Raw genomic sequence first — 22,657 nt, forward strand, 5'->3', positions numbered from 1 at the left:
ATTCGGACTCTTCTTACTTCCTACCTCATACTTCCTACTTCCGCCACTTCACCAACTACAAAAACACTTCCGCAAACAAGTATCATATCGCGTTTATCAGCCTTGTTTATGGCCGTCTGCAATGCGGTGTTCACATCGCCATAGGTATGGCCATTTAACCCGGTGGCCTGTGCCCGGGCAGCCAGTTCATCCTCAGGCAAAGCGCGTGGAATTTGTGCCCGGGTAAAATAATAGGTGGCTTCTTTCGGCAATAAGGCCAATACTTTTTCCACCTCTTTATCTTTTACCATACCGATCACAATATGCAAATGCTGGTAATCGCTTAGTTCAATTTGTGCAGTGATCTGTTTAATGCCATCTTCGTTATGTCCTACATCGAGCACTACCACGGGATTGGCATGAATCACTTCCCAACGGCCATGCAAACCTGTGAGCTTTTTAACCTGGCGCAAGGCTTTTTGCACCTGCTCACCAGTGATCTTATAACCGGCCTTTTGTAAATGATAAACAACTTCCAGTACGGTTATACAATTCTTTGTTTGATAGTATCCCGGCAGGTCGAGCTGATAGGTGTTGCGGTCATCGGAACCCGAGTCGGCCACCTGCAACACCAACTGATGGTGGTCGTATTTCCATTCGGCCACATAACGTTGGGTTTCGGCAAAGTACAACGGCGCCTGTTTTTCGGCCGCAACCTGTTCAAACACGGGTTTTGTTTCGGAGGTTGTTTCGCCAATTACCACTGGCACCTGCGGCTTAATAATACCAGCCTTTTCAAAAGCAATGGCCGGCAGGGTATCGCCCAACAGGTTCATATGGTCCCAGCCAATATTGGTAATAACGGCCACTTCGGGCACTATCACATTTGTTGAATCGAGCCGACCGCCAAGGCCGGTCTCTATCACGGCAATCTCTATCTGTTTGTATACAAAGTATTCGAAAGCCATGGCCACCGTGATCTCGAAAAAGGAAGGTTCTATTTCATCAATAGCCGGCTGAATGCGTTTTACAAAATCAACCACAAAATCTTTTTCGATCATTTCGCCGTTCACCCGGAACCGTTCCCTGAAATCGCGCAGGTGCGGGGAAGTATATAAACCGGTTTTATAACCGGCCGTTTGCAGAATAGCCGCCAGCATATGGCTGGTTGATCCCTTGCCATTGGTACCGGCAATATGTATGCTTTTAAATTTTGTTTGCGGATTGCCTAAATATTCACAAAGCCGAAGGGTATTGGTGAGGTCCTTTTTATAGGCAGCTGCGCCAATGCGGCTGAACATCGGCAGCCGGGTAAACAAATAGTTCGTCGCTTGCTCGTAGGTCATCAGTATAATTAGGGCGACAAATCTAAAAGAAAAGTCCGAAAGAAAATCGGTTAACATTTCTTTCGGACTGTGTATATAAAGGATTAGTAAGTAATGGGGCAAAAATCCTGATCGCCCTGAGCGTAGTCGAAGGGTCGAAAGCTTACCCTCTCACCTTAAATTTAACCAAAACGGTTCCGGTCTGTTCTTCGGGGCCGTTGGGGTTGGCATTTAATTTTGATCTTTTAACGATCTCAATGGCCTTTTCCTTAAAGAAACTTTCTGAAGTAGTGGAACCCCGGGGCTGGTATGTAGCGCCGATCACGGTACCACTCTGATCAACCCTGATATCCACCGCCACAGTGGCATTTTCATTAAAATCATCTGTATATGAATAAACCCGGGTAAAAGTTCGGCCCGATAAACCACTCTTAATGGCAATGCCTGAATTACCACGGCCGCCACCGGTATAATTCTTTGAATCGGGATTACCGCCGGGTCGTCCCTGGTCGCCATTGCCACCGGCAATACCTTCATTGCCGCCTCTTTTATACGTTGCAGCTTCGTTTCCACCTGTGCCGGTACCATTTACGGCGCCCATCATAGCTTTAGGTCTGGGCGGAGCAGGTGGAGCTGGTGTTTCTACATGTTTCGTGTTTTTCACCACCTTTTTTACCACTTCTTTTTCGGGCACTTTGGTAGCCTCCGGTTTTACCACCGGTGGCTTTTTAATGACCGGGGCATCTTCGGCTTTATCATCGGTTTCAATATCTTTTACATCTTCTTTGGCTGGTTCTGCTTTTGGGGGAACATAAGCCACCTGTTCCTGCACGGGAGCAGGTGAACCTGGCTGAAAAGGCTGATCGGTACCCATGCCTGCATCACTGTTACCCAGGTTTACTTCAATGCCTTCATCAACCACTGGCGGCGGCTCGGGTGGAAATCCCCAACCAACATAAAAGAAAATAACCAGCATGAGCCCCACTACCAATGCAGTGTAGCTGCCTGCCTGTATATTTTTCTTTGATTCAAATTCCTGCGTCTGCTGCGTCATATCGGTAATTTGATTATACTAAGATAACCAATGTTTAGTACTTAACACAACTATAATGCTAAATGAACACGATATGCATAAAAGATGTTGTTATACCACGAAATTTTAACAGTATTTTTATACCCGCCTTACTAATCGTCAACATCGCATTTCGTGAATTTCTTACTTCCTGCTTCTTACGTCCTTCTTCATCTCCACCACACGTCATAGGCAAACCGAATAATAGTGGCACATACAACGATCAAAAAGAAAATGCGGATAAATGAATTGCCTTTTAAGATGGCCAGCCGTGCGCCGGCCCAGCCGCCCAGGGCATTACAGGCCGCCATAGGTAAAGCAATGGAGAAAATGATCTTGCCGGTAAGCGTAAAAAAAGTAATGGACCCAAGGTTGGTAGCCAGGTTTACAAACTTGGCATGTGCGCTTGCTTTTAAAAAATCAAAACCCAGTAATCCGATAAAAGATAAGATCAAAAAACTGCCCGCACCCGGACCAATAAACCCATCATAAAAACCGATCACCAGGCTTATCAGTAGTGAATACATGATCTGTTGCCGCAAGCTGTGGTCCTTTTCAGTATGGTCGCCAAATTTGCGATTGGTGAATGTGTATATGGCTACAATGATCAGCATGAAAAGCAACAGGGGTTTCATGAAACTATTGTTCACCATGGTAAGCAGGGTAGAACCGGCGTAAGCGGCGCAGAATGCAATGATGGCCATTAACCCGATCAGCAACCAGTTCACCGGCACGCGGCGTACATATTGTGTTGTGGCAATGCTGGTGCCGCTGAACGATGGGATCTTTAATGTTCCCAATACTGTGGCCAAAGGATATTGCGGCAACAACACCAATGCAGCAGGTGTTTGAATTAATCCACCGCCACCGGCGATGGCGTCGGTAAAACCTGCCAGAAAAGCGAATAAGCAGAGTAGAATAAGTTCCATTAAAAGTGGTCGGTTATGAACGATGAACGGTCAATTGTGAATCTGTTACCGGTTGCCAGTTACCAGTTGCCGGGTCTTGAATGTCGATCACTCTACTTGTAATCGGGGTCTCCGGATTTTATACCCGGTAACTGGAATCCGGTAACTGGTAACTATCTTTTTCCTCCCAGCACACCCATAAATTGTTTCCAGGGCCCAACAGCCTCTTCATATTGTTTGGCCATTACCCGGCTCAATTGATGAATATGGGTGAGGTCGTGCACCACCCATGCTGCCAATAGCTGCCGCAAAGTTACCCGTCCTAATTGTGGATGTATACCGGTTTTATCAAGTATTTCGCCGGAGAAATCAATTCCTTTCAGCAGCGCCAGGTTCTCCTTGCGCAAAATTGTAAACTCATCGAGCAACTGGCTCATTGTTTTGCCCTTGCGTTCCTTAATATGTCCTTCCATATCAAAAGGCACAAATTGCCTGCTGCCTTCACCCAGGATGATCTGCGTACGGGGTATCCAATCAGTTTTTTCACCAAATATCAAATGCGCCACAATGTCAATGGGCGTCCAGGTATCACCACCTTCATTACTGTAGATCCATTCATCGGGCAAACCGTTTAACAAGGCTTCAATTACCTGGGGTGTTCGCTCCAGCACCGGTATCGCTTTTTCTATGTCGAACTGCATGCGGAATGTTTTAAGACCGCAAAGGTAAGTTAACCCCACCGGTTAGGGGGTACCGGTTGCAAGATCAGGAAGGGGCCGGTTGAAGGGTAGTTGAGCGTTGATAGCGTGAATAAGGCAGATAATAATGGTGCATACCGAAAACTAACAGCCGTATGGCTAAAACGTACAAATAAGATTTAAAACGATTACATAACCATTTCCGTGAGGCTGTTTACCTTTTAAACCACTCAATCTATCAATTTTTAACCGGTTCAAAAGCCCTTGGGCATCATGGTCTCTTTTTTACAGAACCCGCCTCCATAGCGGGTTTTAACTTTTTGTACGGGGTTTTAGCATCCTAAAAACCGCGATGAGTTGATTTTAGGAGGGAAAAATCGCGTGCTATGTTTGCATTACGAAACGCAACAAACCTTAAAACATACAATTATGAAAACGGAATCGAGGAATTATGGTAAGCTGGCTATTGTAGCACTTGCTTTTACATTAGCATTTTCTAACACTACACTGGCCGCTGACGGAGGGAAGACTGATCACAAAACAGAATTAAAGTTCGTAGGCAACATGGAAGAACAACCGGTTTTCGAACTGAATCTGAATAATGTGGAAGATGAGTATACCGTAACTTTCCGCGATGAATTTGGTAATGTATTGTTCATCGATAAATTCAAAGGTGGTCTCACCAAGAAGTTCATGTTGAAAGCTGATGAATTAGGTGATACTGCGCTGAAAGTAGTAGTAAAATCAGCTAAGGACAACACTTCTGAAGTGTACACCATCGACAGAAACCACAGCCTGGTTAATTAATAAGTAGCAGTTCAGTCAATCATCATAGAGTGTTTTATAAGGGTGCCGGTGGTCCTGGCACCTTTTTTTTATGGTGAATGGTCAATGGTGAATGGTGAATATTTTCCGATAAGCGAGGCTAATAACTAATATGGAAAGCATAAATTTCGTGAGTACATTGACCATTGCCCATTGACCATTCACCAACGTTAATGCGCAAAATCTTCTTCGTAGTTACCCGAAATGCGCTCCATCGACGGGTTAAAATAGCCGAATTTTACCTGTGGAAATTCCTCATGTATCAGTTCCTGTAGTTGTTTTATACCCAGCAGGTCGCCCATTTCATAAGCGCCGATCTTGCCCATGTACCAATCCGGATCAATATTGAAATTGCGCCATTGGATCATGTTCAAATCTGTTTCGATGATCAGCTTTCGCAAAGCCTCGTATTCTTCCACACTGTCTGTCATGCCCGGAAATACAAAATAATTAATGCTCGTCCAGCCATTATAGCTGCGCACCACTTTCAGGCTTTCAATAATATCTTCAAACTGGTAATTGTTGGGGCGGTAATAGGCTTCATAAATATGTTTGCGCGCCGAGTTGGTGCTTACCCGTATAGAGTTCAGTCCCGCTTCGCACAATGCTTTTACGGCTGCCGGTTTTGAACCGTTCGTATTGATATTGATGCTGCCTTTTGAAGTATGCTTCCGTATTTGAATGATGCTCTCGCGAATGGTTTCCCACATCAACAGCGGCTCGCCCTCACAACCCTGTCCAAAACTAACAATGGGAAACGGCGCGGTTTCCAGGTGTGGTACCGTAAACTCCACGATCTCTTCAGCCGTTGGTTTAAAGGTGAGGCGGTCCTGCGTGGAAACGATCTCTTCTTCCTGCGGCTGAAACGAAATACACCCGATGCAATTGGCATTACAGGCCGGTGAAGAAGGAACCGGGCATTCCCAACGGCTCATAAAATAGTTTCGAGCGGCCGGACAATTATACGTTAAACAACAATTTTCGGCCAGGTGTTTTACCAACCTGTTATGAGGATATGCCTGCAGAAATGTTTTAACACCCGATTCTATGCGTTTTGTATCGAAACCGGCGCATTCCTGACGAATGTCCTGCTCAATACGCACTGCCGGTACATAAAACTGATCATTATCCCAGCCAACGGCGGTATAACAGAACAGAGGCAGGGTAGGTGCATCGGCAGCGGTTTCATAAGCTGCGAGGAATAAACCGGTATGAGCAGGCGGAATGAACGCTGCAACGGCCCAGCCTTTATCGCACAGGCGCATTTGACCGGTTTCTACATCAATCCCAATTCCCTTGCGGCCGGGTAATTCGTATAAAGAACCGCCATCGGGTAAAGCGATCCAATCCTCAACCGGCACCTCATAGGCGTCCCAGCCGGCGCGGCCGGTAGCATACAATGTCGTGTCCTCAAAAATGTTTCCTTTCCCGTCGGAGTACAATAAATACGGCGAATTCTTTAACATCTCAATTCTTGGTTCTGGGGTTCCAGGTCTTTAGTTGGTCCTTTTCCTGGAACTTACAACCAAAACCTACAACCCGGTTTTCAAATAATGCCTGCAAAATTCGTGAATTTGATCGAGTTCTTCGAATCGAAGATTTTTCTGCAGGTCAAAATGATAGCTTTTATCGCCCGAAGTGGCTATGGTGATGGAATCGTATTGAGCCTCAATGCGATCGACGTTCGACCAAATAATAAACCGGCTCTCAGGCAGGGCCGGAATGGTAATGCCGGAATGGTGAAGGGCCACATATTCATCGGTCATCATCCTTTTTTCGCACCGGAAAAGGTATATATAGGTCCCGCTCAGCAAAAGATGCCCTGCGCCGGTGACCCATTCGCCATCTACACAGGAATTAACACCAATTCCCAGGAAAAAAATGATCTCAACCAGCCTGAAAAACAAATTCACCAGCGGCATATCGGCGGCGATATTTTTTCCCGCCATCACCAGAATGAGGATATCCACGGCCATAAATACCAGGCAACCGAGGTAAACCGGACTGCTATGCGGTTGATTAAAATGCGAAAGGGCGTGCACCAGGATCAACCCACCGGCGGTTAAATGTAAAAGGCGACCAGCGCGTTTCAGTTTTTGAAATGCGGGATGAACAACGGGGAGGGCAAGTGAGTTCATACGCAGTTATTTTTAAAGAGATGCAACCGGGAATAATTTCCATAACAAAAAAATTGAAAAATTAGTGTCTCAACGACAGGTACAGGTTACCGGTTTCCTGTTGCCAGGCCTCGAATATCGATCACTCTAATTACAATCGGAGTTTCCGATTTTTTTGCCTGGTAACCGGGAACTGGTAACTGGCAACTATATTAACATTCTCCCCTATGCGTTTTTATGCACTATAGATTTTTTACCCAGCAACCATTTTTTTGCTAGGTTTAATTTTTACCACACCAAATACCAACCTACCAATGAGAAAACGCTACCTTATTCTGCTTTGCATTATTTGCAATGCCTCGCTCTCATGGGCGCAAAACGATTCCACCATCGTAAACCATGTGAACCAGCTGCTACAACAGGAACCAGCCATTCATTTACGGGCCGATAGTGTTATCAAGATCAACGATGACCTGCAGGTGTATTTCAACACCAATACCGGTTTCATTCCCGGCGGTATTTCCGAAACAGAAGCAGAACTACTCACCGAATTGTTGCTGCATTTGATCACCGATACCGGCAGTCGAAATATAGTGCTGCTGGCAAAAGATAGCTTGAGCGGCGAATTCAAAACCCTCGACTATTTTGTCCTGGAACCCGCCATTGAAAAATATGAAGCCGTTAAAAATAACGATCCCTATCCCGATAAACCGGGGCTGGAAGCAGCGCCCAATGCGCGCATTTTTCCGGGGGCGGGGCAGCCAGCCTCCGCCGGCGCATTAAGCGGCAAAACCGTATGGCTGAGTCCCGGCCATGGCTGGCAAAATACCGGCACCGGACTTGGTTTTCTTACCCAACGTGGCACCAGTAACCAACTGGTGGAGGATTTCACCACCGCTGAAACAGTCGATTATTACCTGTTGAATTACCTCATTAATGCCGGGGCCAATGTTTGGAGTGTGCGCGAACGCGATATGAACCCCGCCGAGATCATTGTGAACAACGACGACGGCGCACCGGCTTATACCGAAACGGGTACCTGGAACAGCGGTACCATTGCCGGTTATGGCGGAACCTACCGTACCGCGGCCGCCAGCAGTTGCGGCACGGCCACTGCTGTTTTTACACCCACCGTTGCCACAAGCGGTTTATATTGGGTATCGGTACGCTATATCAGCGGGGTTAACCGCGCCACCGATGTGCACTATGCCATAAAACATGCAGGCGGCACCACCCAATTCACCATCAATCAGGAAATACATGGCGATACCTGGGTGTACCTGGGACAATTCTATTTTTTTGCCGGCGGCAACTACAACGTCACCATCAGCAACCAGAGTGCCGACAGTACGCAGGCCATTGTGGCCGATGCCATTCGCCTGGGTGGCGGTATTGGCCAAACGCCCGATTGCTTAAATGGCGGCGCCGCCAGCGGAAGACCGCGCTTTGAAGAAGCCGCCCGGCAGTATGCCCGCTTTCAGGGTCATCCGCCCTGCCGCGAAGATGTAACGGTTCGGCCCATATATACGGAATGGGAATTGAGCAAAGGTTTGACTTCCGAAATAAGCAATGCGGTCTTTGTATCCTTTCACACCAATGCCGGGGGTGGAACCGGAACGGAAAGCTACCGGTATAACGGACTCGGTTCCTCGCAACCGAATATTACGCCCGGCAGCACGCAATTGCGCGACAGCATACACAAACAGATCATCACCGATTTACGGGCCGGCTGGCGCAGTACCTGGACCGATCGCGGCGTTAAAACCTCCAACCTCGGCGAACTAAGGGAATTGCACACCATTCCCGGCACCCTTATAGAATTGGCTTTTCATGATCATGTGCGCGATGCGGCCGACCTCAGGGAACCCGAATTCCGGCGTATGGCAGCCCGCGCCATTTACAAAGGCATTCTGAAATTCTTTAATTACCGCGATAGCGTACCGCGCATTTTTTTACCGGAAGAACCAACAGGGGTAGCCGCGCGCAATATGGAGCATTCCAGGATACAGGTTAGCTGGAAGGCGCCCGTTACCGGCGGCATTTATGGCGATGCCGCCACTGGTTATCGCGTATATGTAAGCGAGAACGGCCGCGGTTTTGCCAACGCCATCGACGTTAAGGATACCAATTATGTTTTCAAAGCCCATCCCGATAAAACCTATTTCTTTAAAATAACCGCCATCAATGCGGGTGGAGAATCTTTCGCCAGCAGTGTGGTAGCCGCTCATACACCCCGGCATCCCGGATCGTACAAACACAAACCGGTTGCCTGGCTGTTGGTAGATGGGTTCGACCGGCTCGATGCATCGGCGATGTTGCTGAAAAATGAAAGCAGCGCCCTGGGCAATGTGCGCCGCATGGTGTTGGAAAGCATGAACAATTACAACTATATGATTGAACACGGTAATGGACTGGCCGGTTGCGAGGTGGCTTTTGATGGCGTGCAGAACGAAGTGGTGGCTGCCGGAAATGTAGAGCTGTCGAAATATTTTGCAGTCGACTGGTATGTAGGGGAAGAAAGCACCGCTAATAAATCGCTCGATTCAACTGAAAAGTTCTTCCTTAAAAAATACCTCGACAAAGGCGGCCGGCTGTTGATCTCCGGTTCTGAAATAGGGTGGGACCTTGGCCGCGCTGCTTCCGCCAATGCAGACAGTAGTTTTTACGCCACTTATTTGAAAGCAGTGTACATAAGCGATGGCGCTGGTACTTATAACTTTAATGGCACTACAGGCTTTTTTAATGGAGTCAGTGGCGCCTTTGGCAACGGCGTTAATGGAAAGTATAATGTAGATTTTCCCGATGTCATTGATACAACCGGCGGCTCCCAACTGGTGCTGAATTATTCCGGCGGAACCGGCACCGGCGCCGGCGCCGGCGTTGGGTACAAAGGAAATTTCCGTGTACTGTATTTCGGTTTCCCGGTTGAAGCCATTGTTGACGACAATGTGCGCAATAACCTCATTTGCCAGTCGGTTGATTATTTATCGAAACCCGACCGGCATTGTGATTTTGTATTGACCGGCAAACACGGCCACCATGGCAATGAATTGCAATGGATCACCGGCCCTGAGACTAATACTGCTTATTATACGCTGGAAAGAAGTAAGGATGGAAAAAATTTTAAAGCCGTAAGCGGCCGCATCGATCCTATGGGTTCGGCATCGGAAGGCTATCAGTATGAGGTGGATGATAATGATGCCACAACTACGGCATATTACCGCGTGGTTACCACTGGTAAGGATAATAAACAAACCATCTCGAACCTGGCCATTTTACAAAATGAAAAACCGGCGCAACTGTTTGTGCTGAATAACCCGGCGCATGATAATATCAGGTTACAAATAAACGGTACCGGCACGTTCGGGTTAACATTGCTGAATGCAACCGGACAAACGGTTTATCAAACCACCGTTAATGCCACCAACAGCCGTATGGTAACAATACCAGCCAGTCAGTTAGGCAGGGGGATCTACTGGTTGTGGGCCAATGTTAATGGGCAGAAGTTGGAGACGGTGAAGGTGTTGATACAATAACCGAAGTAAGAGGTTGGAAGTAAGAAATTTAGAGATTGCGGGATTTAGGGATTTTGAGATTTATCGGAAAATTCAAACCAGAACAAATCCCCAAATTCCGAAATCTCAAAATCAGCAATCACTTCCTGTTTCTTAGATCATACGTATTTTGTTTTTGTTACAGACAATCATAAATACTAATTTCATCGGCATGGAGCAATCAGACAAGCTTAACCGGATTGTGGAAGCCCGCATGAAGCTGAAAAACCGGTTCGAGGAAAAAATAAAACAAACCCCTTCAGTGGCCGACGCGCGGCCCATGGGCACTGGTAAGCTCAACCGGCATGGCATGCCTGAAATTCCGGTAGGACAAACGGAAACCCGCAAGTGGCCCGTATTGGACCTTGGCGTTCAACCCGATATTCCGCTGCAGAAATGGCAACTGATCGTTGATGGCGAGGTGGAGCATCCCGTTACCCTGAACTGGGATGAATTTATGGCCCTGCCACAAACTGAAGACACTTCCGATTTTCATTGCGTAACCACCTGGTCAAAATTAAATATGAACTGGAAAGGAGTGCGTTTGCTGGATCTTGCAGCCCTGGTTCAACCCAAAGAAACGGCCACTCACATCCTGTGTTATGGCTACGACGACTACACCACCAATGTGGCGCTGGAAGAAGCACTGAAGCCGGACGTTTTGCTCGTTCACACCGTGGAAGGACAACCATTGCCCAAAGAACATGGCGGTCCGGTGAGGATGATCACCCCACAATTGTATGCCTGGAAAGGTAGTAAATGGATCAGCCGCATAGAGTTCCTGAAAGAAAATGTATTAGGCTTTTGGGAAGAACGCGGTTATTCAAACACCGCTTATCCCTGGCGGAATGACCGGTATAGTTAGCCATTTCATTAGGAATTTAATGGAAAACAGCGTTCAACTCTTACGAATTGAACGCTGTTTAATTAATTATTCATTGACAAATTCAGGCAGGGGTTCCTACACTCATGAAATGATGCTTTAACCAATCAATGATCTCCTGGATCTTCTCATCTATTAAAGCCTGCACCGGATTAAAGTAAGTACCATTGAAGTACCTGGGTTTTGTTCCGTCGCCATCAGGACTATGATGGGTAACATCAATTGATTCGCGCCACTTCTCTGCATGGTTTCTCCATTCATCCTGATCTACCAGCCCGGGCTTGCTGATCCAGATGTTCCAGGATAATATATTACCAGACTGCAATATATTTCCAGACCCCAGGTTAAAAAGATCCATGACCTTTTGGTTGAAGGTATCAACGAGCTCATTGTTGGTGGGTACAATGGGGCCAATCTCCACCGCCAAATTTGCAGTTCCATATGCTTCGGGGTGCCTGGCAAAGTCGGGGCTCTCAAAGAGCGTGGTTTGGCCTTTACGTACCGCGAAAACCGGTTGACCGGGATTTTGAGGCTGGTGGGTAGTAACCCTGATAGCCTGTGCTTTGGTTGAAGGAAAGGGGAGATTGTTGTTACTAAACAGGTCCCACAACAATTTGATAAACGCATTTTGGTTCGCATCGGGGCTAAACCAGATCTTTCCTTCAACAGTCATATCAGCGTACATATTATTCTCCTTGTTTGGTTCATCAACCCAACCCCGTTGTGAGGTAACGGTAACCTCAATATTAAGGGTACCTATACCCTGGATCCAAACACCTTGCTGCGGACATATAATGGAATAAACCCTTCCCAGATCGGTGTAACCGATCCTTGAAATGTAGGGGGCAAACATTTGAAAAAGGCGTGTATCGGCATTGCCCTTTTCGGTTTCCCAGCTAAACTCGGGCCACTCCGCCTGCTGCATGCGTGTAAGCAGCTTGATATTGTCCATGTTATCTAACAACGGTAACGATGAAAGGTCCGGATCCGGATAGGCAAATTGAGGGTTCGACTGGGCAAAACCGCCCACCCATCCCTGCGGGATGCTTTCATTTTGACTGACTAACATAAAATTTTCTTTCGTTTAATTGGTTATTGAATAGTGAGATATCTGCATTACAACAAATGGAGAATGGATTTTAATACCGGTAACGGTATTATCATAAGCTACAGGATGCCTTACTTTTTAACAGGTGGGATGTTCGATAACGTTACTAACGTAAATAAATATACTCTTTAATTAAGTAACTTGAATATCCCGGGAATTATTTTTTTTTAGCGATCCAGTTTTAAAACAGTTGCGCCCTTTCCATAATTAACTTATTAGATTAATCCTGAACGGGTTGAGTTTCTTACATTTGCATCCATTTATGGCGAGCCGGCCGGAACCCGATGCAGACTCGCCATTGCTTAAGCATTAATTACATATAAACCCCTATCGTTGAAGATATTAGATCCACTTCTGCAGGCATTTGTGAGAACCAAATATAAACGGGTGGCCGGAATGCTGGCCGATCCTATTGGTTGTCAGGATAAACTGATGCACGATTTTATAGCAGCCGCCCGGGATACTGCCTTTGGCAAAGACCATTCCTTCGATACCATAAAAACCTACGAAGATTTTAAACAACGGGTACCGTTGCGCACCTATGAACAGTTATTGCCTTATATAGAAAGAATAAAATCAGGCGAAAAAGATATTCTGTGGAAAGGCCGGCCGGCATTTCTTGGCAAAACCTCCGGCACCACCAGCAAAACGAAATTCATTCCGGTAACAAAGGAATCGCTGAAAAACCATATCGGGGGCGGAGCATATGCTCCATTAACCTATTCCTACAAGAATAATAAACTCGCCTTTCTGAAAGGCAAATCATTGTTTTTTTCTGACGGGCATTTCTTTGAAGACATCAATGGCATTAAGGCCGCGCCTATTTCAACCATTGGCAATAGCTGTGTGCCCTGGTGGTACAAATGGTTGCGCCTGCCTTCCGATGAAATAAACGCCATTCCCCATTATAAAGAAAGGATCGATGCCATGATCGACCTGGCCCACAACAATGATATCCGCATCATTGTGGCCATGCCGGTTTGGTTGCTGGTATTTTTGCGGGCACTGAAAGAAAGAACCGGAAAAGAGTTCAACGAATTATTCCCGAATTTCCAGTTGCTTATTTTAAGCGGGATGGATTATGAACCATTCATGCCCGAAATAAAGAAATACATCAACATGCCTTTTGATACGTTTGAAACGTATCCCTCTACGGAAGGGTTGTTGGCTTTCCAGGACCGGCTCACTGAAAGGGGCATGCAACTGATCCTCGACAATGGGATCTTTTTTGAATTTGTTGAAGTGAATACGTTGTTCACCGAACAGCCCAAAAGGGTTTCGTTGAAAGAGGTGCAACCGGGTATAAACTATGCCCTGGTATTAAATACCAATGCCGGGCTCTGGGGTTATATCAATGGCGACACCGTACGATTTAAAACCGTTTTTCCGCACCGGATTGAAATTACCGGAAGAATTGCCCAATACATCTCTGCATTTGGCGAACATGTAACGGTGGAAGAAACCGAAAAGTCGATCGCTGAGACCGCCAGCGAATGCGGCGCCACCATCGTTGATTATACGGTAGCGCCTAATATAAAAGATGATGGAACGCTGCCTTATCATGAATGGTTTATAGAGTTTGGGCAGGCGCCCGCCAATCTGATAGATTTTGCAGCGCGCCTCGACAGCCAAATTTGCGCCCGCAATTTCTCCTATAAAGATGTGGTCGTTCATAAAGCCATTGAGCCACTGAAGATCACCGTAGTACCCAACGGCGGGTTTGAAACTTTCTTAAAGATCTCCGGAAAAACCGGCATGCAGCAAAAGATACCCCATGCCAGGAACGATTACCAGTTCGCCGGCCAGTTGAAAAAAGCATTAGGGATATAGAAAACCGGACAACCACTGTTCATTTTCGAACATCTGCAGTTGGAAGTTATTGTGTAAATTGATGTTAATTAATGCCTTAACAATATGGCAATGGAGTTGTTCCTTACTCCTAATCAATATCATTTAATAGCCATAATAACAAACAGATGCTGAAAAGTTACCTCACCATCGCCTTCCGGAATTTGTTCCGGAATAAAGTGTATTCAGCCATCAATATTATCGGGTTAGCCATCGGCATGGCCGCCTGCTTTTTTATCTTCCTGTATGTACGCTTTGAATTAAGCTACGACCGGTTCAACAAAAATGCCAACCGGTTGTACCGCATACCGATGGAATTCTCTACGTCAACCACCGGCCCTAACGCGTGCACACACCCGGCCGTTGGGCCTGCCATGAAAGCAGATTTTCCGGAGGTGGTTGATTTTGCCCGCCTCGCGCGCCCTGAAATATTCCTGCGTACCGCAGCCATGTGGTATATAGATGAAAAAGGGAACCGGAAGATCTTTAACGAAGGAAATTTTTACATCGCCGATGCTTCTTTTCTTACCATGTTCTCTTTTCCATTTAAAGAAGGCAACCCGGCCACAGCGCTGAAAGCGCCGCAAACCATTGTGATCTCTGAATCTACTGCCAAAAAATATTTCGGTAATGCATCGGCCATGAACAAAGTGCTTACCATAAACGGACTTCCTCTCAATGTAACCGGCATATTCAAAGATGTTCCGCAGAATTCACATATCAAATTCGATATGCTGGTATCATTTGCTACCATGGGCGAAAAATGGGGCTATTCCGAATGGGGCTGGCCCGAATTCTATAATTATGTACTGTTAGCGCCCGGCGCCGACCCTAAAAAAATAGAAGCCCGGTTCCCGGCAATGGCCAATAAATACCTGGCCCAAAAAATGAGGGAATGGCATTTCACGGCCAAATTCTTTATGCAACCCGTCACTGATATTCACCTGAGATCGAATTATAAAATGGAACCGGAACCTAACGGCAGTGAAAGAACGGTTTATTTTCTATCAGTGCTGGGCATACTAACGCTGCTGATAGCCTGGATCAATTATATCAACCTGTCAACCGCCAAATCAATGGAACGGGCGCGGGAAGTGGGTTTGCGGAAAGTTTCCGGCGCCACCCGCCTGCAGGTGATCTGGCAATTTATTTTTGAATCGTTCCTGGTGAATTGTATCGCCTTATTGATATCTGTTGGGCTTATAATTGTTTTTGCACCTTTATTCGATCATTTGACCGGTAAAAAAGTCAGCACCGGCTTTATCAATTCAGGCTTACTACATACCTGGAAATTCTGGTTAATAGGTGTGGGCTTATTTGTCGCAGGCGCCCTACAGGTAGGCATTTATCCTGCGTTCATATTGTCGGCCTTTAAACCCGCCCTGGTACTGAAAGGTAAATTCCTGCGCTCGAACAAAGGCATATTGTTAAGAAGGGGATTGGTAGGCAGCCAGTTTGCTTTATCCATATTATTGATAGCCGGCAGTATGATCGTATATCGTCAATTGTCGTTTATGCGCAACCAGCAACTTGGCTATAACAAAGACCAGATCTTCGTTGTAAAAGCACCGGCCGTATACGATTCCACTTTTTATAATAAAACCCTAAGCTTTAAAGCAGAACTAATGAAAGATCCGGCTATCAGGCGAATGGCGCCTTCCACCGAAATTCCGGGTAAACGCGTGGTAGCAAGCAATGGTGTAAAAAGGATCAACCAGGATAGATCAAAAGAGATCACCAGTTTCCTTATTGAAATGGACTGGGACTTTGTTCCCACCTATCAAATGCAACTTGTTGCCGGTACCAATATCCCCAATCGCGATCCGGTCAATATGTTTCATACCAGGAACACCCTGGCGCTTGTTAATGAAGAAATGGTAAGGAGACTCGGTTATAACAGCAACGAAGCTATATTAAACCAACATGTTTTATTAACTTCCTGGGGCGGCGACATCAACTGCGAAGTATTGGGTGTAATAAAAAATTATCATCAGCGATCACTCAGGCAACCGTACGAACCCACGCTGTACTATTGCAACAGCGAAAGCAACTGGGGGTATTTCTCCATCAATATGAAAACCCGCAACGCGCACAAAACCCTTGACTATATCAAGGGCCAGTACGATAAATTTTTTCCGGGCAATGCATTTGAAAGTTTTTTCCTCGATGATTATTTCAACCAGCAATACCTGGGCGATGAGCGCTTCGGAAATATCTTCACCCTGTTCACCATACTGGCCATTTTTATCGCCTGCCTGGGTTTAATAGGCCTTTCCACCTTTGCCATAAAGCTGCGCACCAAAGAGATCGGTATTCGGAAAGTGTTAGGCGCTACTGTGCAGGGCATTGTTTATTTATTCTTCAGTGATTTCATTAAACTGGTTTGCATCGCTGCCGTAATTGCCATACCGGTTGTGTACATGGCCGCCAGCAAATGGCTCAACAATTTTGCCTTCCATATTCAACTGGGCTGGTTTGTTTTTGTAATAGCGCCGCTGATCCTGTTTGCCATAGCGTTTATTACGGTAAGCATCCAAAGCGTTCGGGCAGCGCTGGCCAACCCGGTAAAATCATTGCGGACAGAATAAGCATTATTATTGTTTCAACGGCTCATAGATCTCCGCTTCAATGATGCTGAGCGTTCCCTTTGCTTTTGAATCATCGCGGGCAACGCCATCATCGAGCTTTTTACCGGATACTTCTACCATTTGCTCACCGCCTTCCTCTTTTAAAAGCATGGCCAGTTGTATGCGTACCTTTTTCCCTTTTTGCGGTTTGCATACAATGGTATAATAACCCAGGGTGGGTTTGGTAGAACCAGTGAATACTTCTTTGCCATCAACCGTTATTATCAGCGGATAGGCCCGGCTTCTGAAGTTGTTTAATTTAAGCGTGATCTCGCTAACGGTTGCCTCGCGTTCCAATTCATATTCAATCCAGGCGGTTGATAATTTGCCATCATTCACCCAATCGCTCAATTCATTATCATCATAGCTGGTAAAAGCACTGTCGGCATGCGCCCCGGCAGTAGCCTTCACAATAGCCACCGGCGTGCGGGTAATGGCATAAGAAGGGGTTAATGGGGTAGGGCCTCTTTCGAGCCGGCAGGGCAGGGAAGCCGAAGGCAGACTGGCTGCCAACCCATTTTTTTCTTCAAAGGGCAACGAAGTGAGGGTAAGGGTAGCAGGTTGTAATCCTTCGGCCGTAGCTTTTATTGTGATCTTTCCCGCTGTAGTGGTTGAACGGATCAGTACCCGGTTCACGCCATTTTCAACGGGCAGGCTTTTAGCGAGAATATAATTATCGGGCCCCTGCGCCATACCACCGCGCCATTCAGCGGGCCCATCCATTGTAAAATTGACCATATGTAAAGCGGTAGGGCAGCGGTTCCCCTTTGCATCAACCACTTCTACTTCAACCAGCGACAGATCGTGCCCATCTGCCATAAAAGGTACCGGTCTTTTCACATTGGTCAAACGAAGTGCTGCCGGCTCGCCCACTGTATTGATGGCTGTTTCGCATAGTTGTTTTCCCTGTTCATCATAGCCGGTAGCGGCAATGGAACCCGGTTTCCATTCAACATTTTTAAAGGTGAACAGGAACCCGTCGCTTTTTTGTCCAAAGCCAAGCGATCTTCCATTCACTTTCAATTCAACTTTGGCTGCTGAGGAAACTACATAAATATCTTTCTTTACGCCGTTTGCATAGTTCCAGTGACCAATAATATGGATGCGGTATTTTTCGGGGTTCACCCAGCCATCCCACATGACCTGGTTGGCATAGAAGTTTTGCTTTATGATGCGCAAGGCGTCTACCTCGCCACTGCGCCGGTAATTCTCTGCACCGCGGTGATGGGTATTTGTTTCGGCAAACACAATGTTAACGCCGCCCGCGCTTACGCGTGCACCGGTGCCCGGCCGCTCGTTCCAGAATTCGAACCAGCGTTTTACATTTTCCACCGCATGCGATTCCATATTGCGATTGTATACTGCGGCGTTTTGATTGTTGTACAAAGGTCCGTCCCCGTCTTTATGATAGGGTGGGGTATAGTCGTCCCAAAACTTGCGCGAGCCTTCATCGCGTGAATACTCCATGGCCCATAGGGGTATATGGGCGCTTTTGTTGGTGTACAACATTTCGCCGCCATATTCTGCTACTTTGCTGTCGAGCATTTCGCGGGAACCGATTGCCCGCCCGCCATGCAGATCGTACTGATCGCGGATGGCTTTCATCTCTTTCATATGTTCCTCACTGATAGACTCATTGCCCGATTCAAAAAATATAATACTGGGATTATTCCGGTTGTAAATAATGGCATCGCGCATCACCGCCTTGCGTTGTTCCCACCGCGTGCCGGTAATATCTTTTTCGGCATCGCCGGCTGGCATGGCTTCCATTAACCCTACGCGATCACAGCTTTCAATATCCTGTTTCCAGGGTGTTATGTGCATCCAGCGCACCAGGTTTCCATTGCTTTCAACCATTAAATGATTGCTGTAATCGCTTAACCAGGCCGGAACGCTTAACCCAATGGCCGGCCATTCATTGCTGGTGCGTTGGGCATAGCCATGCACCATGATCACGCGATCATTGAGGTAGATCATCCCATTTTTAAATTCCGTTTTGCGGAAACCGGTCTTCGTGGTCACCACATCAACCGGTTTTCCATTTATTTTTAAAATGGTTTGAACCGTATATAAATAGCCATAACCCCAGCTCCAGAAATGCAGCTCATTTACAACAGATGCCGCTTGTACGATTGTTGTTGAACCGGGCGCCAGCGTTGTTTTATCACCAGTAAAGGTTTTAACCGGTTTTCCATCCGCATCAGTAATAGTTACTTCATATTGCAGGGTCTGGGGTTTGTCATCTTCGTTTTTGATTTCTGACTCCGTATGTATGGTAGCCGTTCCCTGTTTTATGTTGAACTGATTGGCATATATATACACGCCCGTTGTTCCCAATGTGGTGAACAAGGGCAGGGTTTGATAGGTTTTACCGGTTATATGCAGGTATACATTCTTGTTAATGCCGCCATAGTTGGCATTGAAGTTTTTGTCTTCCCATTGAAATTTGGTCTTTGTGGCGCGTTCATGGTATTCCCAACTGTTATCAATACGAACTGATAATACATTGTCGGAATCGCTATAATTCAGGTATGCGGTTATATCAAAACCAAAGGCGGTAACGCCATTCTCTTGCAGGCCGAGGTGCTGGCCATTTAAATAAAAATCGCCGGCCTGCCGAATGCCTTCAAACTCCAGGAATACTTTCTGTCCCTTTGCCGTAGCGGGCAACCTGAAATGTTTGCGATACCAGGCAATGCCGGTGGTAAGGTCTTTGATGTCTTTTTTAAAAGCATCGTCTTCGTTCCAGGCCCAGGGAAGGGTCACCGGCCGCCAGGCAGCATCATTAAAAGAAGGTGCGGAGGCCGCTGCGGTATCACCCACAAAAACTTTCCAGTTACTATTGAAATTATAAGTAATGCGTTGGGCATGGGTATGCAAACAGGCAAAGGCAAGCAGCAGGGCTATCGTTTTTTTTATCACCAGGTGTAAGTTTATAGGCTTTCAAAAATAGCTGGCAAGCCTATGGCAACCGTCCTGCTGAATCCTGCAGGAACTGTTGCCGGGACCCGGGTCCCGGTTACCGGGCAAAAAATTTGAAGAGCCGAACTACTTGCTGAGGACTCGAAATTCAAGTCCTGGTAACCGGTAACTGGTAACCGGTAACTGATTGTAACCGGAAATTGATAACTTCTTATCTGAACTGCTCCGAAGCAAACTGCAAATACTGCTCCCAATCGTATAAAGTGACCGCATGTTTACCCGCCCTGATGTGGTAACGAACGGTACCGCCAACCTGTTGTTGCAATGCCGGCATACTATCAGCATCAATACCTTTCTTACCAAACAACGCATACACTTTGCTGGCTTCTTTGGCACTCAGGAATTCACCTTTGGGGTCACTCCAGGTATCTTCCACTGCACTGGCAACATATAGTGGTCGCGGCGCCATTAAAGAAAGTAACATATGTGCGTCAACCGGCAACGCATTCACATTATCGCCATAGGTTTTGTATTTGGCGGCAAACCAGTGCGGGAAATGGGCATTGATGATCTGTAGCGTTTCACCATACCATCTGCGCGAAATGGCAGCGCCCCCTTCGCCCGATTCGTTTGAAACGATGAGGGCAAAACGCGGATCAGCAGCGCCGGCCCATAAGGCGGCTTTACCGAGACGGGAATGGCCTAACAGTGCAATTTTATGGGCATCGATGCTATTATCCTGCTGCAGGTAATCGACCATGAGGCTTAACCCCCAGGCCCATGCGCCCATGGCGCACCACTCATTGGGCTGAATATTCAATACATCTTTTAAAGAAGAACGGATACCCATCATAAAGCCGGCTGCGGTATCAGGTTCCAGGTCGCCGTAATAAGCAGTAGCAATGGCAAAGCCTTTTACCAGAATAGTGCTTACCTGCCAGCTGGCGGTATCAGCGCCGCGGGAAGCTTCCGTTGCGCGGTTGTTGACAGCGCCTCTTGCCCTGGAAGGGACCCAGCGATTCCCCAGAATAATATTATTATCAGTTGAAACAGTATGATTGCCGCTGAAATTATACCCCAGGAATACCGGTACCGGTCCTTTAACCTGGTTAGGGATATATAATAACAGATCAGTATAAACGGATGAATCGGCCGGGTGCAAAAAAATGCGAACCTGCTTGCGCGTAGCGGTTCCGCCCAATGCATTCTTATCTGTTTCGAGAAGGCGGTAGCGAATGTTTATTTTTTTTGAGGGGAACCGGCCAAACTGGTTCTCTTCATATAAATGAAAAATATAGGGCCGTTGAACCTGCATCCATTCCCTGCTGTTGGCGCATTGTTTTCCATTGGGCATTTTCAGCACATCGGGCAAAGTATACGCCGCCACTTTTGATTCATCGTTATTCGATGGAAAGGTTTGCGCCTGGCTTTTGAAACCAGCGAAGCAACATAACAGTAGTAAGCAATAAGGAAAAGCTATTTTCATAAGACAAGCCGATTATTGGGTAAATTACAATAAAATCATTCACCTAAAACCATTCATCATGACAACCGGTAAACAACCTACCATTGGCAATGGCAAGATCTGTTATATTGAAATGGCCGCCCACGATGAGGAAGTTTCAGCTGCTTTCTACAAAGCCGTATTTGGCTGGAACATCCGTAAGCGGGGTGATGGCGTTACTGCTTTTGATGATGGGGTAGGCGAGGTGAGCGGCGCCTGGGTAACCGGCCGCAAGCCGGCCACCTCGGTTGGTTTGCTGGTTTATATTATGGTAGACAATATGGAAAAAACCATTGAAGCGGTGATAGCAAATGGTGGCACTATTGTGCAACCGGTTGGGATGGATGCGCCGGAGATCACGGCCCGCTTCAGTGACCCGGCCGGGAATATTATCGGGTTGTATCAAAATCCGGAATAGATAATAATTTTGTTGATGGCCGACTTCTCCGCCGGTGGGCATAGAAGCCGGGAACTAATGATCTGCACATGAAACAAAAGAAATTCCTCACTGCGCAATGGCTTCGGTTAATTATGGCCAATTATGCCGTAGACCCGAAAACGCTGAACCCGTTTTTACCCGCCAAAACCGAACTCGATACCTGGAACAACCGCACCTATGTAAGCCTGGTTGGCTTTTTGTTTCATGATACCCGGGTAATGGGCATCCGTTATCCGTTTCATACCAGCTTTCCTGAAGTAAACCTGCGTTTTTATGTGCGGCATAAAGAAAATGGGCAGTATAAAAGAGGCGTGGTATTCATAAAGGAGATCGTTCCCAAACCAGCCATCACGTTTATCGCCAACACGCTGTTTAAAGAACGATATGTTACCCTGCCCATGAAAAACTTTGTGAATACAACTGCCGAACAACAGCACGTTGGCTATCACTGGAAGTTCAACAATCAGTGGAACAAACTGGAAGTGCAAACCGGCCTGAACAAATACCCGCTGCAACCCGGCAGCGAAGCCGAATTCATTACCGAGCATTTTTGGGGATATACTCAAATTAACGATACAAAAAGTGGTGAATACCAGGTAGAACATCCCAGCTGGCAGGTGTACCCGGTTGAGCAATATACCATTGATTGCCAATTTGAGCAATTGTATGGTGCCGCATTTTCCGGATTGAAAAGCCAGACCCCGTTATCGGTTTTTCTGGCCGAAGGATCGGCGATCAATGTGTATGGGAAGAAGACAATTTGAGGAGAGTGGCCAGTGGTGAGACAAACTTTATGGTTGCTACCAGCCGCTTCAGGTTCCAGGTTGCAGAGTAAAGGGTAATAAAGA

16 protein-coding genes are annotated in these 22,657 nt (G+C 46.7%); 7 read left to right on the forward strand and 9 right to left on the reverse strand.

Annotated elements, in window-relative coordinates:
* Nucleotides 1–20: 20 nt before the first annotated feature.
* The 4 genes from A3860_RS20205 to A3860_RS20220 form a co-directional block, all read right to left on the reverse strand.
* A complete protein-coding gene (locus A3860_RS20205) occupies nt 21–1,325 on the reverse strand; it encodes a bifunctional folylpolyglutamate synthase/dihydrofolate synthase (protein WP_081149059.1) in 1,305 nt (434 codons plus the stop codon).
* A gap of 142 nt (nt 1,326–1,467) precedes the next feature.
* A complete protein-coding gene (locus A3860_RS20210) occupies nt 1,468–2,358 on the reverse strand; it encodes a hypothetical protein (RefSeq protein WP_081149061.1) in 891 nt (296 codons plus the stop codon).
* Nucleotides 2,359–2,546: 188 nt separating this feature from the next.
* Nucleotides 2,547–3,305, reverse strand: a complete 759-nt coding sequence (locus tag A3860_RS20215; RefSeq protein ID WP_081149062.1) for a TSUP family transporter — start codon at nt 3,303–3,305, stop codon at nt 2,547–2,549.
* Between the two features lie 152 nt (nt 3,306–3,457).
* A complete protein-coding gene (locus tag A3860_RS20220; RefSeq protein WP_081149064.1) occupies nt 3,458–3,985 on the reverse strand; it encodes a DinB family protein in 528 nt (175 codons plus the stop codon).
* A gap of 426 nt (nt 3,986–4,411) precedes the next feature.
* Here A3860_RS20220 and A3860_RS20225 point away from each other — a divergent pair, with 426 nt between their 5' ends.
* Nucleotides 4,412–4,789, forward strand: coding sequence for a hypothetical protein (locus A3860_RS20225; RefSeq protein ID WP_081149066.1), 378 nt, complete (start codon nt 4,412–4,414; stop codon nt 4,787–4,789).
* Nucleotides 4,790–4,977: 188 nt separating this feature from the next.
* Here A3860_RS20225 and A3860_RS20230 read toward each other — a convergent pair whose 3' ends face one another.
* Together A3860_RS20230 and A3860_RS20235 are read right to left on the reverse strand one after the other, a co-directional pair.
* Nucleotides 4,978–6,273, reverse strand: coding sequence for a radical SAM protein (locus tag A3860_RS20230; protein ID WP_081149067.1), 1,296 nt, complete (start codon nt 6,271–6,273; stop codon nt 4,978–4,980).
* Between the two features lie 66 nt (nt 6,274–6,339).
* Complete coding sequence (locus tag A3860_RS20235) at nt 6,340–6,945, reverse strand: hypothetical protein (protein ID WP_081149069.1); 606 nt, start codon at nt 6,943–6,945, stop codon at nt 6,340–6,342.
* Between the two features lie 293 nt (nt 6,946–7,238).
* On the opposite strand from A3860_RS20235, the gene A3860_RS20240 reads away from it, so the two are divergent.
* Together A3860_RS20240 and A3860_RS20245 are read left to right on the forward strand one after the other, a co-directional pair.
* On the forward strand, nt 7,239–10,460 hold the full coding sequence (locus A3860_RS20240; RefSeq protein ID WP_081149071.1) for a golvesin C-terminal-like domain-containing protein: 3,222 nt from the start codon (nt 7,239–7,241) through the stop codon (nt 10,458–10,460).
* Nucleotides 10,461–10,650: 190 nt separating this feature from the next.
* Nucleotides 10,651–11,343, forward strand: coding sequence for a sulfite oxidase-like oxidoreductase (locus A3860_RS20245; RefSeq protein WP_081149072.1), 693 nt, complete (start codon nt 10,651–10,653; stop codon nt 11,341–11,343).
* 82 nt (nt 11,344–11,425) lie between these two features.
* Here the strand turns inward: A3860_RS20245 and A3860_RS20250 are convergent, their stop codons facing one another.
* Nucleotides 11,426–12,430, reverse strand: coding sequence for a hypothetical protein (locus A3860_RS20250; RefSeq protein ID WP_081149074.1), 1,005 nt, complete (start codon nt 12,428–12,430; stop codon nt 11,426–11,428).
* A gap of 372 nt (nt 12,431–12,802) precedes the next feature.
* Between A3860_RS20250 and A3860_RS20255 the strand changes: the two genes are divergently transcribed.
* Nucleotides 12,803–14,299 carry a GH3 family domain-containing protein gene (locus A3860_RS20255; RefSeq protein WP_081149076.1) on the forward strand — a complete coding sequence of 499 codons (1,497 nt, stop codon included), beginning with the start codon at nt 12,803–12,805 and terminating at the stop codon, nt 14,297–14,299.
* Between the two features lie 146 nt (nt 14,300–14,445).
* On the forward strand, nt 14,446–16,905 hold the full coding sequence (locus A3860_RS20260; RefSeq protein ID WP_081149078.1) for an ABC transporter permease: 2,460 nt from the start codon (nt 14,446–14,448) through the stop codon (nt 16,903–16,905).
* A gap of 6 nt (nt 16,906–16,911) precedes the next feature.
* Here the strand turns inward: A3860_RS20260 and A3860_RS20265 are convergent, their stop codons facing one another.
* Together A3860_RS20265 and A3860_RS20270 are read right to left on the reverse strand one after the other, a co-directional pair.
* The gene (locus A3860_RS20265; protein ID WP_245843578.1) at nt 16,912–19,866 is read right to left on the reverse strand and encodes a glycoside hydrolase family 2 protein; all 2,955 of its coding nucleotides are present in this window, start codon (nt 19,864–19,866) and stop codon (nt 16,912–16,914) included.
* Nucleotides 19,867–20,077: 211 nt separating this feature from the next.
* Nucleotides 20,078–21,352: a glucuronyl esterase domain-containing protein gene (locus A3860_RS20270; RefSeq protein ID WP_081149083.1), complete on the reverse strand. Its 1,275-nt coding sequence runs from the start codon at nt 21,350–21,352 to the stop codon at nt 20,078–20,080.
* 58 nt (nt 21,353–21,410) lie between these two features.
* On the opposite strand from A3860_RS20270, the gene A3860_RS20275 reads away from it, so the two are divergent.
* Together A3860_RS20275 and A3860_RS20280 are read left to right on the forward strand one after the other, a co-directional pair.
* A complete protein-coding gene (locus tag A3860_RS20275; protein ID WP_081149085.1) occupies nt 21,411–21,788 on the forward strand; it encodes a VOC family protein in 378 nt (125 codons plus the stop codon).
* 68 nt (nt 21,789–21,856) lie between these two features.
* Nucleotides 21,857–22,573, forward strand: a complete 717-nt coding sequence (locus A3860_RS20280) for a YqjF family protein (RefSeq protein ID WP_081149088.1) — start codon at nt 21,857–21,859, stop codon at nt 22,571–22,573.
* Nucleotides 22,574–22,657 lie beyond the last annotated feature (84 nt).

This window comes from Niastella vici (genome assembly GCF_002077945.1).
Taxonomy (GTDB): Bacteria; Bacteroidota; Bacteroidia; order Chitinophagales; family Chitinophagaceae; genus Niastella; species Niastella vici.